General features: G+C 54.2%; 16 protein-coding genes. 13 read left to right on the plus strand and 3 right to left on the minus strand.

The genetic code is table 11. The annotated features are described in order from the left end of the window. Positions 1–20 precede the first annotated feature (20 nt). Positions 21–752: a GntR family transcriptional regulator gene (locus ACFQPC_RS17615; RefSeq protein ID WP_382273132.1), complete on the plus strand. Its 732-nt coding sequence runs from the start codon at positions 21–23 to the stop codon at positions 750–752. 106 nt (positions 753–858) lie between these two features. Here ACFQPC_RS17615 and ACFQPC_RS17620 read toward each other — a convergent pair whose 3' ends face one another. The 3 genes from ACFQPC_RS17620 to ACFQPC_RS17630 form a co-directional block, all read right to left on the minus strand. Then, on the minus strand, positions 859–2367 hold the full coding sequence (locus ACFQPC_RS17620) for a tripartite tricarboxylate transporter permease (protein ID WP_382273133.1): 1509 nt from the start codon (positions 2365–2367) through the stop codon (positions 859–861). A gap of 9 nt (positions 2368–2376) precedes the next feature. After that, positions 2377–2898: a tripartite tricarboxylate transporter TctB family protein gene (locus tag ACFQPC_RS17625; RefSeq protein ID WP_012078304.1), complete on the minus strand. Its 522-nt coding sequence runs from the start codon at positions 2896–2898 to the stop codon at positions 2377–2379. A 75-nt stretch (positions 2899–2973) separates the two neighbouring features. Next, positions 2974–3978 carry a Bug family tripartite tricarboxylate transporter substrate binding protein gene (locus ACFQPC_RS17630; RefSeq protein WP_382273134.1) on the minus strand — a complete coding sequence of 335 codons (1005 nt, stop codon included), beginning with the start codon at positions 3976–3978 and terminating at the stop codon, positions 2974–2976. A gap of 382 nt (positions 3979–4360) precedes the next feature. On the opposite strand from ACFQPC_RS17630, the gene ACFQPC_RS17635 reads away from it, so the two are divergent. From ACFQPC_RS17635 to soxX, 12 genes are all read left to right on the plus strand, one after another. Then, positions 4361–5503, plus strand: coding sequence for a DSD1 family PLP-dependent enzyme (locus ACFQPC_RS17635; protein ID WP_382273135.1), 1143 nt, complete (start codon positions 4361–4363; stop codon positions 5501–5503). Positions 5504–5673: 170 nt separating this feature from the next. Continuing rightward, positions 5674–6246 (plus strand): DUF302 domain-containing protein, encoded by a 573-nt coding sequence (locus ACFQPC_RS17640; RefSeq protein ID WP_382273136.1) that lies wholly within the window; start codon positions 5674–5676, stop codon positions 6244–6246. A 100-nt stretch (positions 6247–6346) separates the two neighbouring features. Continuing rightward, entirely contained in the window at positions 6347–7333 is a 987-nt protein-coding gene (locus ACFQPC_RS17645) for an MBL fold metallo-hydrolase (RefSeq protein WP_382273137.1), read from the plus strand. Positions 7334–7373: 40 nt separating this feature from the next. After that, on the plus strand, positions 7374–7799 hold the full coding sequence (locus ACFQPC_RS17650) for a DsrE family protein (RefSeq protein ID WP_012078309.1): 426 nt from the start codon (positions 7374–7376) through the stop codon (positions 7797–7799). A gap of 98 nt (positions 7800–7897) precedes the next feature. Next, the gene (locus ACFQPC_RS17655) at positions 7898–8242 is read left to right on the plus strand and encodes an ArsR/SmtB family transcription factor (RefSeq protein ID WP_382273138.1); all 345 of its coding nucleotides are present in this window, start codon (positions 7898–7900) and stop codon (positions 8240–8242) included. Between the two features lie 96 nt (positions 8243–8338). Continuing rightward, positions 8339–9703: a sulfite dehydrogenase gene (gene soxC, locus ACFQPC_RS17660; RefSeq protein WP_382273139.1), complete on the plus strand. Its 1365-nt coding sequence runs from the start codon at positions 8339–8341 to the stop codon at positions 9701–9703. After that, complete coding sequence (locus ACFQPC_RS17665; protein WP_382273140.1) at positions 9687–10763, plus strand: c-type cytochrome; 1077 nt, start codon at positions 9687–9689, stop codon at positions 10761–10763. The genes soxC and ACFQPC_RS17665 overlap by 17 nt, the downstream gene beginning before the upstream one ends. Before the next feature lie 88 nt (positions 10764–10851). Continuing rightward, a complete protein-coding gene (locus ACFQPC_RS17670; RefSeq protein ID WP_012078313.1) occupies positions 10852–11286 on the plus strand; it encodes a pseudoazurin in 435 nt (144 codons plus the stop codon). Positions 11287–11338: 52 nt separating this feature from the next. Further along, complete coding sequence (gene soxY / locus ACFQPC_RS17675; RefSeq protein ID WP_195875180.1) at positions 11339–11800, plus strand: thiosulfate oxidation carrier protein SoxY; 462 nt, start codon at positions 11339–11341, stop codon at positions 11798–11800. A gap of 43 nt (positions 11801–11843) precedes the next feature. Beyond that, a complete protein-coding gene (soxZ, locus tag ACFQPC_RS17680; protein WP_012078315.1) occupies positions 11844–12155 on the plus strand; it encodes a thiosulfate oxidation carrier complex protein SoxZ in 312 nt (103 codons plus the stop codon). 105 nt (positions 12156–12260) lie between these two features. Beyond that, positions 12261–13064, plus strand: coding sequence for a sulfur oxidation c-type cytochrome SoxA (gene soxA, locus ACFQPC_RS17685; protein ID WP_012078316.1), 804 nt, complete (start codon positions 12261–12263; stop codon positions 13062–13064). A 27-nt stretch (positions 13065–13091) separates the two neighbouring features. Then, the gene (gene soxX, locus ACFQPC_RS17690) at positions 13092–13688 is read left to right on the plus strand and encodes a sulfur oxidation c-type cytochrome SoxX (protein ID WP_012078317.1); all 597 of its coding nucleotides are present in this window, start codon (positions 13092–13094) and stop codon (positions 13686–13688) included. Positions 13689–13748: the final 60 nt, after the last annotated feature.

A 13748-nucleotide genomic window follows, 5' to 3' on the forward strand; every position in this document is an offset into this window, starting at 1 on the left:
TAAATTAATTTGGACTTCGTATGCAAAATACATTGATGGATAGTGATACCCCGATGACTAGTCCTGACTTGCCAAGGATGGAACGTCAGCGCCTGCATGATGCGGTGGTAGAGCATTTGCAGCGCCTGATCATTGAAGGTGTGCTGACGCCGGGCATGAAGCTGAATGAGCGCGAAGTGTGTGAACGCCTCGGTATCTCGCGTACGCCTTTGCGCGAAGCGATGAAGGTGCTCGCGTCCGAAGGCTTGATCGATATCGTGCCGAATCGCGGTGCTTTCGTCTCTAAGATGAACGACACCGAGATCTGGGAAGCATTTGAAATGATGAGCGGCCTCGAAGCCTTGTCAGGCGAGTTGGCTGCCGAACGTATCTCGCCGGCCGAGATCGCCGACATCAAGGTCTTGCATCAGGCGATGCTGGTCTGCCGCGCACAAAATGATTTGCCCGGTTATTACAGCCGCAACCAGACTATCCATAACAAGATCAATGAAGCAGCACGCAATTCGATGCTGCGCCAAATTTATCTGTCGGTGAATCGTCGCTTGCTGGCGTTGCGCTTCAAGTCGAACTTCAAGGAAGAGAAGTGGGATCGAGCAATCCATGAGCATGACGAAATGATTCAGGCACTGGAAGCGCGCGATGGCAAACGCCTGGCGGGTATCCTGCGCCAGCATTTGCTGGACAAGCGTGACTCGGTGATGGCGGATCTGCGCGATGCGAGCGCACGTGCTGCGAATGGCAAGGCTGCCTGATAACAGCTGATACTTAAAAGGCCTGACAAGAAAAAAGCCTGGAGATCACTCTCCAGGCTTTTTTGTTTGTTGGAAGGGAGCGGTAGCTCCCTATCCATTAAACCAATCAGGCAGGCTTTTGGCGTGTCTGACGCAGGTTGCTGATAATGCTGCTGATGACAGGCCAGACCAGGGCGATGACTGCCAGGGTCATGACGGTACCGACCAGGCCGCTACCCCAGAACACGCCGAGCGCGCCTTTGGAGCCAACCATGGTTTGACGGAACGCATCTTCTGCGCGATCGCCAAGTACCAGTGCCAACACCAGTGGTGCCAACGGATACTGCAGCTTCTTGAAGATGTAGCCGATCACACCAAAGATCACCATCAGCCAGATATCAAATTCGGCACCGTGCACCGTATAAGCACCGATTGCACAAATCACCATGATGGCCGGCGCAATGATGGAAAACGGAATGCGCAGGATGGCAGCGAACAGCGGTACTGTACTCAACACCACCAGCAGGCCGACGATATTGCCGAGATACATACTGGCGATCAGGCTCCAGACGAAGTCCTTCTGTTCAACGAACAGCATAGGGCCCGGTTGCAAGCCCCAGATCATCAGGCCGCCGAGCAGGACCGCGGCCGTTGCAGAACCCGGGATGCCGAGTGCCAGCATAGGCAGCAGTGCGCTGGTGCCGGCAGCGTGGGCTGCGGTTTCTGGTGCCAGTACGCCTTCAATATTGCCTTTGCCGAAGGATGCCGAATCGCGCGACAGCTTCTTCGCCATGCCGTAACCCATGAAGGATGCAGCGACGGCGCCACCCGGTGTAATGCCGAGCCAGCAACCGATGACCGACGAACGCAGCAGGGTCATCCAGTAGCGCGGCATTTGTGCCCATGTCTTGAAGACGACCTTGAGGTCGATGGAGGCTTTCTTGCCCTTGAATGCCAGGCCTTCTTCCATCGTGATCAGGATTTCACTGACGCCAAACAAACCGATCACCGCAACCAGGAAGTCGAAGCCGCGCAGCAAATCAGGGATGTCATACGTCATGCGCAACTGTCCGGAGACGGTATCCATACCGACTGCCGCCAGCATGAAGCCGACGCACATCGAAATGATGATCTTTGCTTTCGGTTCCTTGCCCATGCCGATGAAGCTGCAGAAGGTCAGGAAGTAGACGGCAAAGAATTCCGGCGGACCGAAGCGCAAGGCAAACTTGGCGACGACCGGTGCCAGGAAGGTGATGACGATAACGCCGAACAATGCACCGATGCAGGAGCCGGTGAAAGCGGATGTTAACGCCTGTCCGGCCTTGCCTTGTTGTGCCAGCGGATAACCATCGAAGGTAGTGGCCACCGACCACGCCTCCCCGGGGATATTGAAGAGGATGGAGGTAATCGCGCCACCGAATAATGCACCCCAGTAAATACAGGACAGCAGGATGATGGCGGAGGTCGGGTTCATCGAAAAAGTCAGCGGCAGCAGGATGGCAACGCCATTCGGACCGCCGAGACCAGGGAGTACGCCGACCACGATACCAAGCAGGATGCCGATGAACATCAATGCAATATTGTGCCAGCTGAGGACGTGGCCGAAGCCCGTCATGAGTGAGTTAAGTTCTTCCATGTTTTTTCCTCAGAAGCCTAGCCAGTTTTCAATCGGACCCTTGGGCAGCGGCACCTTGAATTGAATCTCGAAAACAAAAAAGAACACCAGCATCAGGATGATCGAGACGCTGGCCGCTTTCCACCACGGGAATTTGCCGAGGAAGAGCATGAAGGCAGCGATGAAGATGATGGATGCTACGTAGATGCCGAGATAGGCGATGGCAAAAACAAAAATGACCAGCGGTACCAGGATGACCGCAACCAGGCGTGCCTGCGCGATTTCGAGGAAAGGGGTCTGGTCGTTGTCGCGTATTGCATGTACCAGGACGACGATGCTGGCGAGCAGGATGACTACACCGAGGCGCAGCGGGAAGTAACCGGCGTCAGGGCCGTAAGAACTCCAGCCTGCGCCGAGTTGATAGTTACTCCAGATTGTGACCAGGGATACAACAGCGAGCGTAATCGCAACCAGGATCTCTGCGTTACGGATGGTAATGACAGTGGGAGAGGACTCTCTCTCTGCTTCTGCGGGAGTGTCTGAAGGATTCATATTCGTTAGTCCGTGATGAGGCCCAACGACGACGGCAGGATATGCCGGTCATTGGGCCAGGGTGATGACGGTGAATTACTTGGTGAGCAGGAAGCCCGCGTCTTTCATGATTTCGCGATGCAACTGCTCATCCTTGGTCAGGAAGGCATTGAGCTGGGCACCAGTCACGAACTCCGGTTTGAGTGCGTTCTTTTCCAGATAGGTTTTCCACTCCGGGGTCGCAACGACTTTTTGCAGCAGGTCAACGTAGAACTGAGTTTGTTCCGGTTTGACGCCGCCCGGCATCATGAAAATACGCAGCATTTCATAGCTGACGTTCAAACCTTGTTCCTTGCAGGTAGGAATGTCGGACCAGCCCTGGGTTGCCGTGACTTTGGCGGTGTAGCTGATGCGTTTGTCCGAGAACACGCACAGTGCCTGGTGTTCACCCGCGCGCCATTGCGAAACGGATTCGGAAGGATTGTTGGTGTCGGAATTGATGTGGTTGCCGGACAACTGGGTTGCCGCTTCGCCGCCGCCTTTATATGGGATGTAAAGGAATTTCGCACCGGTCTGCTTTTCTATCATCATGGTAATCATGTGATCTTCGCGTTTGGAGCTGGTGCCGCCCATCTTGAAGGTTTCCGGCTTTTTCTTTACATCGTCGATGTAAGCCATAGGCGTTTTATAGCCGGCCTGGGTATTGGTCCACAGTACGAATGCATCCTGCGCGATCATCGCGATCGGTGTCAGGTCCTTCCAATTGAATGGCAGGTTGGTAGCGAGTGGGGTGGTGTAAATCGACGAGGATGCGACGATGATTTTGTTCGGGTCGCCTTTGGAGGCTTTCAGGTCCAGCAAGCCTTCCGCGCCGCTGGCGCCGGCCTTGTTTTGCACGATGATGGGTTGCTTCATCAGGTTGTGCTTGGTGATGATGCCCTGGATCGAGCGCGCCATCTGGTCGGAAGCACCGCCGGCACTGAAAGGTACGACCAGTTCGACCGGTTTGGTCGGTTCCCAGGCCGAGGCGCTGAGGGCACAGCACATCGTGGTGAGGAAGAGGCCGACTTTCATAGGCTGGCGAATGATATTTTTCTGCATGATGTTGTCTCCTGTATGTGGGTTGATGCCCATTTTTTGACTATCTACTGCATCAGTAGCGCACAACGATGCCCGCATCTGAATTCGTTTTTCAGCTGAAATGCCATGCGTCTGGCGCGCCTTTCTCATTTCAGCCGTACTAATTTGTCCCGAAAACATGGAAGCGCAAATTTTGCGATCTATGCATTTAGAATATTGAATACAATATACATTTGAGAAAAAATGTCAATTACTGGATGCCGGATCGCGGAAATTTTTTTGATTTTTTTGCGCAAGGCTGCAAAAACGGCATTTTGAGTACAAAACCCGGCTATCTCATGGAAGTGTTGATAGACGGAAATTTCATCGATGAAAAAGCCTTACTTATTAATCAGGAGCACCCATGAAAGACGTTTCAGCATTGAAGCCACCCCCCTTTGCCCGTATCGGCGATCCTGTTTCTTCAGTCAGTACACCGGCGCTGGTGCTGGACCTGGATGCCTTTGATGCCAATACCCAGCGCATGGCTGAACTGGCGCGACGCCACGGTGTGGCGCTGCGGCCGCATGCGAAGGCGCATAAATCGACGGCGATTGCATTGCGCCAACTGGAACTGGGTGCGGTCGGCGTGTGCTGCCAAAAAATGAGCGAGGCTTATCCTTTCGCGGCCAAGGGTGTGTTGAGCATCCATATCAGTAATGAATTCGTCGGCGCCGACAAGGTGGCGATGGCGATCGAGCTGGCCAATTACGTACGCCTGAGCGTTTGCGTCGATCATGTGGCACAGGTGGAAGCGCTGGGGCTGGCCGCGACGCAGGCGGGTGTCTCGATTACCGTATTACCGGAAGTGGATATCGGGCAGGGGCGTTGCGGCGTCAAGGGCAATGATGCGCTGGCGGCACTGGTGGATCGTATCGTCGCGCATAAAGGTTTGCGTTTTGGCGGCTTGCAGGCGTATCACGGTGGTATCCAGCATCTGGCAAGTTGGGAGCAGCGCAGGCAGGCGGCAGAAACGGCGGCACAGGCAACAGCACAGTATGTACAGTTCCTCGCCGCACGCGGTATTGCTTGCGATGTCATCACCGGCGGCGGTACCGGCACTGCGGAATTCGATGTGAGCAGCGGCGTATATACGGAAATCCAGCCCGGCTCTTATGTCTTCATGGATGGTGATTACGGTTCCAAGGATTGGCAGGGCGGCTGGAAACCGGCGCATAGCCTGTTTATCGCGAGTACCGTCATGAGTACCGGCAAGCCCGGCATGGCGGTGTGCGATGTCGGCCTCAAGGGAGTGGCGGTGGATTCGGGTTTGCCCGTGCTGCGGCCGGGTGATCATGGTGGCCAATTGCAATATAAGGCGGCCAATGATGAGCATGGGATACTGCAGATTGCGGCTGGTGACACGCGTGATTACTTGGGCGAACGCCTGTTCCTGATTCCGGGACATTGTGATCCGACTGCCAATTTGTATCAGCAATATGTCGGCTACCGGCGCGATGTAGTGGAGTGCATTTGGGAGATAGATGCACGCGGCCTGAGTCAGTAAGCCGGTAGCTTCCTGAAGGATTTGCAATTCGTCGCTGTGCGCGGCGTGCTGCATTTCCTGATAGGGAATGGCCGCCAGGCGCGGTATAGTACGGCTGCTGAAGCGAAATGCAGCACAGACTGCCGCGCCAGCCTTTCAATAAGTCAGATTCGCAAGTCAGATTAGCCGTAATGAAAATAAGTCACTGGATCAAGCTACTGTCACTCTCCGCCATACTCGCCAGCTTGACTGCGTGCGGTACGCTGCGCGCTATCCATAATACGGAAGACGGCTCCGGTGCCGAAGCGATGAGCGTCTGGAGCCGCTGGGTCGACTCGGAAGGTGATATCGCCGCCGCGACTACCTGGGAACGCAAGGTCAAGGATGGCGTGACCATAGCCGAAGTGGAGCAGGCTTTCACCAGTGTCGCCGCAGAAGACAATATCAAGGCAGTCGGTGAATTCTATTTGTCGAAAGAATTGTCGCTGCGCTCGGGCAAGCCGGAAAAATTCCTCAAGGTGTATTCCTACTGCAGCCCGATGATTGCGCGCCAGATGGTCGATTTCAGCCCGCACATGGCGGCTTATATGCCATGCCGCCTGACGGTGGTGGAAAAGGATGACGGGCTGTGGATCTATGCCTTGAATATGGACATGCTGATCAAAATGGGGCGCAAGCTGCCGCCCGATTTACGCAAATCCGTGATGCAGGTGCGCGATACCATGTGGAAAATGATGGAACGGGGCGCGCAGGGCGAGTTTTAAACAAGGCTGGGCGAAGTCCGTTTGCTTTGGTAGTATTTGCGTATATAACTATATAATTAAATTGAGCGCGATTGCTTCCAGTCGACGCCGAGGAGACGATATGCAGGGTTACCGGCAGAGTTACCACAAGGTTTGCGGCTTGCTATTGCTGGCCTTGGCGCTATTCGGTGCCGGTACAGCGCTCGCAGCCGACGACATCACATTGCGTCCGATCAAGGTTTCCCCGCACGTGTACTACTTCCAGGGGACGGCCGGCATGGCCAGTGCCGCCAACAAGGGTTTCATGTCGAATGCCGGTTTCGTCGTAACGAAAGACGGTGTTGTTGTATTTGATGCATTGGCGACGCCGGTCCTGGGCGGCGCAATGTTGAAGGCAATCAAGAGAATTACGCCTTTGCCGGTCAAGCGCGTCATCATCAGTCATTACCATGCTGACCATTTCTACGGCTTGCAGGCTTTCAAGGCACAAGGTGCGGAAGTGTGGGCGCATGAAAACGGCCGCGCCGCACTGGGCTCCGACCTGACGCAAGAAAGGCTGCAGCAGCGCCGCAAGGACCTGGCGCCGTGGGTGAATGAGAATACGCAGCTGGTACCGGCGGATCGTTGGCTGAGTTTCAAGGATGGCAAAGTGATGCCTTTCGAAATGGGCGGTATGCATTTCCGCATCATTGATTCCAGTGGTGCACATTCGCCGGAAGACATCATGTTGTATGTAGAAGAAGACAAGGTACTGTTTGCCGGTGATTTGTTCTTTACCGGGCGGATTCCATTTGTCGGTGAAGCCAACAGCAAGGTCTGGCTGGAAGCGCTGGACCGGATGCTGGAAGTAAAGCCGGCGCTGGTCATACCCGGACATGGCAAAATGTCCAGCCAGCCGATGCAGGATATGCAGTTGACGCGTGATTACCTGATTTTCCTGCGCAAGCAAATGGGTGAGGCCGTGGCTGACATGGTGCCGTTTGATGCAGCGTATGCAAAAGTGGACTGGTCCGGGTTTGCGAAGTATCCTGCATTTGAGCAGGCCAATCGCCTGAATGCCTACGGCACCTACATACTGATGGAAAAAGAAAGCCTGGATAAGCGTTAAAACGCACCGGACTGAGAGCGGTATATAAAAGGAGACGATGATGAAACTGATACGTACAGCATTCCTGTTGCTTTTTTGCGCCACAGTCGGCCTGGCCGTTGCCGCTGATCGTGAAGAAAAAGTGGTATATCACATCACCGATAGCGCAGTAGCGACGCAGGCCCTGAACAATATCCGCAATCACCTCAATGCCAGCCCGAAAGCCAAGATCGTGGTGGTCGCGCATGGTGCCGGCATTGATTTCCTGCTGGAAGGCGCAAAGAACAAGAACGGCAATCCGTATGATATTGCAGTGCAAGAGCTGACCGATCGCGATCACGTGGAATTCCGCATTTGCAATAACACGCTGGAAACGCGCAAGATAGACAAGAAGCAAGTCATACCGGAAGCCAAGATTGTTCCATCCGGCGTAGCTGAAGTGGCGCGCCTGCAGATACAAGAAGGTTATGCCTACATCAAACCATAATGCCTGATCCGGCTTTAAACGATGCCGGATTTGGGTAAGCCAATATTTAACTAAATTAGTGGACGTGTGTTGTGGATAAAAATTTCAACAAAGAAGATATGAGTGAGCTATTCGAAGAAGTGGCGAATTACTTCTCTTTGCTGTGCGAGCCCACACGTCTGAAAATCCTCTACGCGGTGTGCAACGGTGAACGCTCGGTAGGCGACATCGTCAATGAAGTTGAATCGACACAGGCAAATGTGTCACGCCAGATCAATATGCTGTACCGGGCAAAAATCCTTGCACGTCGCAAGGAGGGTACACAGGTTTACTATCGCGTTGACGATGAGAAGACGGTAGATTTGTGCAAAGCAGTATGTGGGCGTGTGGCTGCGCAGATAGGCATGCCATCGCCGGTAGTGCAACTGCCAGTCGTGGCGCGTAAGCGACGCGTCGCAGCCTAATAAAAAAATAAAAACAAAAAATAGTTCATATCATCCTTATATGCGCATATAGTTATATAGGCACATAATTAAACAAACTGCCGTAGGAGACGACGGATGACAAAGGATGCAATCAAGGCGGGCCGCTTAATACGCGCGCCTGAAAATTTCCTGGACCCAGTAGTGGCACAGGAAATTACAGCAAATGGTTTGAGTGAAGAGCGCAGGGGCTTCCTGCGCAAAAGTTTTCTGGCAGCGAGCGCTGCAATGGCAAGTGGTGTCAGCTTTGCACAAGGCGGCGCGGCCGCCATTGGTGACGGCGATCCGAATATACTGAATCTCCCCGAGCATTCCACCACCCTGGGTCAGGCGGTAGCGACCAATGGTTACGGCGTGCCGTCCAAATACGAAACCAATCTTTTGCGTCGTGAGTCGCCGGGACTGACACGTGTATCGGCGGCTTCGGTTTCATTCGCACCGCTGCAGGGCCTGTTCGGCATCATCACACCCAGCGGCTTGCATTTCGAACGGCATCATCAAGGCTGGCACGATATAGATCCGAGCAAGCATCGCTTCATGATCAACGGTCTGGTAAAGAATCCCAAGGTTTATACGATGGATGACTTGATGCGCCTGCCTTCGGTCTCTCGTATGCATTTCATCGAATGCGGTGCCAATACCGCGATGGAGTGGGGCAATGTGGCCGTGCCTACCGTGCAGTATTCGCATGGCATGCTGAGCTGCTGCGAATTCACCGGTGTGCCGCTGTCGGTATTGCTGGAAGACTGTGGTTACGACAAAAAGAATGGCAAATTCATCCTCGCCGAAGGCGCGGATGGTTCCAGCATGACGCGCACCATCAGCATGGACCGCGCGCTTGATGATGTGATCGTGGCGTGGGGCATGAACGGCGAAATGCTGCGTCCGGAAAACGGTTATCCATTGCGCCTGGTTGTGCCGGGCGTGCAAGGCGTGTCCTGGGTCAAATGGCTGCGTCGCATCGAAGTCGGCGACAAGGAATACGGCACCAAGGATGAAGCCATCCACTACATCGATTCGATGCCGGATGGCATGTACCGCCAGTACACCTCGATCCAGGAATGCAAATCGGTCATTACCACGCCGTCCGCCGGCCAGATGCTGCTGGACAAAGGCTTTTACAACATCACCGGCCTTGCGTGGTCGGGGCGCGGCAAGATCAAGCGCGTCGATGTCTCGGTCGACGGTGGCCGCAACTGGCGCACCGCAAGGCTGGAAGGTCCGGTCAATACCAAGTGCCTGACGCGTTTCAATATCAACTGGGTGTGGGATGGTTCACCGGTGGTACTGCAATCGCGTGCGATTGATGACACCGGTTACGTACAGCCGAAGATCAATGAATTGCGCGCAGTGCGTGGTACGCGTTCCATTTATCACAACAACGCAATCCAATCGTGGAAAGTGTCGGAATCAGGCGAGGTGTCGAATGTACAGGTTTACTAAAACTGTCGTCGCGCTGTTGCTGGCGACCAGCAGCACGATGGTATTGGCGCAGGCGGCATATACGAATATCGGACGTCCAGCGACGACGAAGGAAATTGCTGCGTGGGATATTGATGTGCGTCCCGACTTCAAAGGCTTGCCACCAGGCTCCGGTACCGTAGCCAAAGGCATGGCGGTGTGGGAAGGCAAGTGCGCATCCTGCCACGGTACCTTCGGTGAATCGAACGAAGTATTCACACCTATCGTCGGTGGCACCACCAAGGAAGATATCAAAAGCGGTCATGTAGCTGCCTTGTCGAACAACAAGCAACCGCAACGCACCACCATCATGAAAGTGCCGACGGTATCGACGCTGTGGGACTACATCAATCGTGCGATGCCATGGACTGCACCGAAATCGCTGACGACGGAAGAAGTCTATGCGGTCACGGCTTACATCCTGAACATGGCAGAAATCCTGCCCGACGACTTCACCTTGTCGGACAAGAATATCGCCGAAGTGCAGCAGCTGATGCCGAACCGGAATGGCATGACGCGTAATCATGGCATGTGGGATATCAAGGGCAAGCCTGATGTGAAAAGCGTGGCTTGCATGAAGGATTGCAAAACCAGTACGGATTTGCGTTCGACCCTGCCTGAGCCATCGCGGAATGCACACGGCAATATCCAGCTGCAAAACCGTACCTTCGGTGAAGTACGCGGCGTCGATACCACCAAGCCTGCATCGACCAAACCGATCTCGGCAATTTCCGCTGACCAGAAGCTGGCCATGGCTGCACCGGCCAAGCCTGCGGCTCCGGCCAAAGTGGATGGTCTGGCATTGGCCAAGCAATATGCATGTGTGGCTTGCCATGGCGTCAGCAACAAAATCATCGGTCCCGGCTTTAATGAAATCGCTGCCAAGTACAAGGGCGATGCAGCAGCACCGGCAGCACTGACAGCGAAGATCAAAAACGGCAGCACCGGCGCGTGGGGTCCTATCCCTATGCCGGCACAGGCACATGTCAAGGATGAAGACATCAAGACGCTGGTCGGCTGGATCATCGGCGGCGCGAAATAAAGCCGGCGAAGAATAAGTAGTAAAGCAATTTGCAAAACAAGCAGTAATGCGTATGTGTATCAACCAAAACTAAAACGAGGAGATGTAAATGTACAAACTGGTAAGCGCTATGACCCTGGCATTGTTTTCATTGAGCGTGTCGGCTGCCGAGCATCAGGTGAAGATGGTAAATAACGGCAAAGACGGCATGATGTCATTCGAGCCTACCTTCCTGAAAGCTGAAAAAGGTGACACTGTTAAATTCATCAAAACTGATGCAGCGCACAACAGCGCATCCGTCCTGGTACCTGCCGGTGCGAAGGAATGGAAAGGCAAGATGGATGAAGAAATTGTTGTGTCGCTCACGCAAGATGGCGTGTATGTTTATGTCTGCGATCCACATAAAACCATGGGCATGGCAGGCGTGATCCAGGTCGGCAAACCGACTAATCTGGATGCAGCCAAAGCCGAAGCCGACAAGCTGTCGAAGAGCTTTGTCATGAACAAGGATCGTTTGACCAAAGCACTGGCGCAAGTGAAGTAAGTGGCAGGCGTGCCATCTCGCGATGGCATCAATTTTTCAAGAGGAGAATCTAATGAATCAGAAACGACGTGACGCGTTGCGTATTGCAACGGTACTCGGATTGGCTATTTCAGCCGGTATATTGAAGCCTACGGATGTACTCGCAGCTGATTGGAAATCCAGCGGCTTCGATGCGAAATCGCTGCAGGAAGCATTGGCGGCGCTGGGCGCGGACAAAGCGGCAATCAGCACCGATATCGCCGTCAACGGTCCTGATATCGCGGAAAACGGTGCAGTCGTTCCAGTCTCGGTATCGAGCAATGTGCCGAACACCGAATTCATGGCCATCCTGGTGGAGAAAAACCCGACACCACTGTCCGCCACCATGACCCTGCCTGCCGGCACGGAAGCCAATGTCAGTACCCGCGTCAAGATGGGCGGTACCTCGAACGTGCATGCACTGGTCAAGGCAAACGGCAAGTGGCTGATCGCCAGTAAAGAGATCAAGGTCACTCTCGGCGGCTGCGGCGGTTAATCACGCCTGCTAGTTATCCACACCAATTTTTGAGGGAAATATCATGGGAAATCCGATGCGCATACGCGCCAATGCAACTGGCGACGTCGTAGAAGTCAAAGTCCTGATGCGTCACGATATGGAAACCGGCCAGCGCAAAGACGCTTCCGGCAAAGCTGTACCGGCGCACTTCATCCAGACACTGACCGCCAAATGCAATGACAAGGTCGTGCTCGATATGTTGATGGGTACGTCGATTTCGAAAGATCCGTTCTTGTCGTTCAAGTTCAAGGGTGGTGCCAAAGGCGACAAGATCGCCATTACCTGGACCGACAACACCGGTGACAGCCGTACCGATGAAGCAGCAGTTTCCTGAAGCCGAGTGTAGTTAAGAAATATACGCAAGCAAACGGGAGTAGCAGTACCCGAGTGATACGAATGTGGCACCAGACCGCATCCACTTAAATTTGAGGAGGGCGTAATGAGACAGAGAAGCTTGTATCTATTTGCAGCGGTCGCGATCAGCGCAACTGCATCTGTAATGGCGCAATCGACTACAGATGAGATTGCCAAGTATCGCCAGCTGCTGGCTGACGGTAATCCCGCTGAATTATGGGAAATGCGCGGTGAAGAATTATGGCGCACCAAAGCCGGACCGAAAAATGTCAGCCTGGAACAATGCGATCTGGGCAAGGGTGCCGGCGTGGTGAAAGGCGCTTATGCCGAATTGCCGCGTTACTTCAAGGACGTCAACAAGGTCATGGACCTGGAGCAGCGGCTGATCTATTGCCGTATGAACCTGCAGGGCCTGACGCGCGAGCAGGCGGTGAAAATGCCGTTTGGTTCCGCCGGCAAGCCATCCGATATCGAACCGATGGTAGCCTACATCACGTCCGAATCGCGCGGCATGAAGATGTCGGTGTCGACTGCGCATCCGGAAGAAAAGCGTGCCTACGAAATCGGCAAGAAGATTTTCTTCTATCGCGCCGGTTCGCATGACTTTGCCTGTGCTACCTGCCATGCAGTCGATAACCAGCGTATCCGCCTGCAGGACCTCCCCAACTTGCTGAACAAGAGCAATGCCCAGGCCGCTTATGGCACCTGGCCTGCTTATCGCGTCTCGCAAGGCGAAGTGCGCACCATGCAGCATCGCCTCAACGATTGCTTCCGTCAGCAACGCTTCCCGGAACCGCTGTACGGTTCTGACGTGATCACGGCCGTGACGATGTTCCTGGCCAAGAGCGCGGACGGTGGTGTCTATAACGGCCCAGCGCTGAAACGATAGGGAGGCGATATGAAAAAAATAGGCATCATGATAGCGACGGTCGCAACCATCGCAGGTTGCGCCACAGTGGCAGCGGATACCGACTATGGCAAGGAAACCATTGCCATGCTGAAGGCTGACTTCAAGTCCAAAGGTCCGGCTACGATGGAACGTATGCTGAACCAGGACGAAGCACAGCAATTGTGCAGCGAGTATCCGAGCGACGCGCCGAAAGACAAGGCGGCTGCACTGGAAGCTTCGCAACTGAAGCAGGTCAAGTATCCGGCGGACGGCAAGTACCTGGGCGATTGGAAAGAAGGTGAAAAAATCGCACAGAACGGTCGCGGCATGCAGTCGTCGGACGCAGTTGGCAGCGTCAATGGCGGTAACTGCTACGCCTGTCACCAGATCAGCAAGGCGGAAATTTCCTTTGGCAATATTGGTCCTTCCCTTTATCAATACGGGAAAATCCGCGGCCAGAGCGAAGACATGCTGAAGTACACCTGGGCCAAGATTTATAACGCACAGGCTTTCACCGCATGTTCGAACATGCCGCGCTTCGGCCATAACGGCATCCTGCAAGAGAAGCAAATCAAGGATGTGATGGCCTTGCTGCTGGATCCGGCTTCGCCCGTCAATAAGTAAGCAATCCGAAGTTCGAAGCGCAGTGCTGCCTGCTGCGCTTCGTCCTTCATCGCCTTGTCG

The sequence above is a fragment of the Herminiimonas glaciei genome, from assembly GCF_042664955.1.
Taxonomy (GTDB): Bacteria; Pseudomonadota; Gammaproteobacteria; order Burkholderiales; family Burkholderiaceae_D; genus Oxalicibacterium; species Oxalicibacterium glaciei.

Bases quoted from the DNA above. Each gene is read 5' to 3' on its own strand.
- ACFQPC_RS17650 (WP_012078309.1), top strand. From the start codon at position 7,374: ATGAAACTGATACGTACAGCATTCCTGTTGCTTTTTTGCGCCACAGTC.
- ACFQPC_RS17640 (WP_382273136.1), top strand. From the start codon at position 5,674: ATGAAAATAAGTCACTGGATCAAGCTACTGTCACTCTCCGCCATACTC.
- soxC (WP_382273139.1), top strand. From the start codon at position 8,339: ATGACAAAGGATGCAATCAAGGCGGGCCGCTTAATACGCGCGCCTGAA.
- ACFQPC_RS17645 (WP_382273137.1), top strand. From the start codon at position 6,347: ATGCAGGGTTACCGGCAGAGTTACCACAAGGTTTGCGGCTTGCTATTG.
- ACFQPC_RS17625 (WP_012078304.1), bottom strand. From the start codon at position 2,898: ATGAATCCTTCAGACACTCCCGCAGAAGCAGAGAGAGAGTCCTCTCCC.
- ACFQPC_RS17630 (WP_382273134.1), bottom strand. From the start codon at position 3,978: ATGCAGAAAAATATCATTCGCCAGCCTATGAAAGTCGGCCTCTTCCTC.
- ACFQPC_RS17635 (WP_382273135.1), top strand. From the start codon at position 4,361: ATGAAAGACGTTTCAGCATTGAAGCCACCCCCCTTTGCCCGTATCGGC.
- ACFQPC_RS17620 (WP_382273133.1), bottom strand. From the start codon at position 2,367: ATGGAAGAACTTAACTCACTCATGACGGGCTTCGGCCACGTCCTCAGC.
- ACFQPC_RS17655 (WP_382273138.1), top strand. From the start codon at position 7,898: ATGAGTGAGCTATTCGAAGAAGTGGCGAATTACTTCTCTTTGCTGTGC.
- ACFQPC_RS17665 (WP_382273140.1), top strand. From the start codon at position 9,687: ATGTACAGGTTTACTAAAACTGTCGTCGCGCTGTTGCTGGCGACCAGC.
- soxX (WP_012078317.1), top strand. From the start codon at position 13,092: ATGATAGCGACGGTCGCAACCATCGCAGGTTGCGCCACAGTGGCAGCG.
- ACFQPC_RS17615 (WP_382273132.1), top strand. From the start codon at position 21: ATGCAAAATACATTGATGGATAGTGATACCCCGATGACTAGTCCTGAC.
- soxY (WP_195875180.1), top strand. From the start codon at position 11,339: ATGAATCAGAAACGACGTGACGCGTTGCGTATTGCAACGGTACTCGGA.
- soxA (WP_012078316.1), top strand. From the start codon at position 12,261: ATGAGACAGAGAAGCTTGTATCTATTTGCAGCGGTCGCGATCAGCGCA.
- soxZ (WP_012078315.1), top strand. From the start codon at position 11,844: ATGGGAAATCCGATGCGCATACGCGCCAATGCAACTGGCGACGTCGTA.
- ACFQPC_RS17670 (WP_012078313.1), top strand. From the start codon at position 10,852: ATGTACAAACTGGTAAGCGCTATGACCCTGGCATTGTTTTCATTGAGC.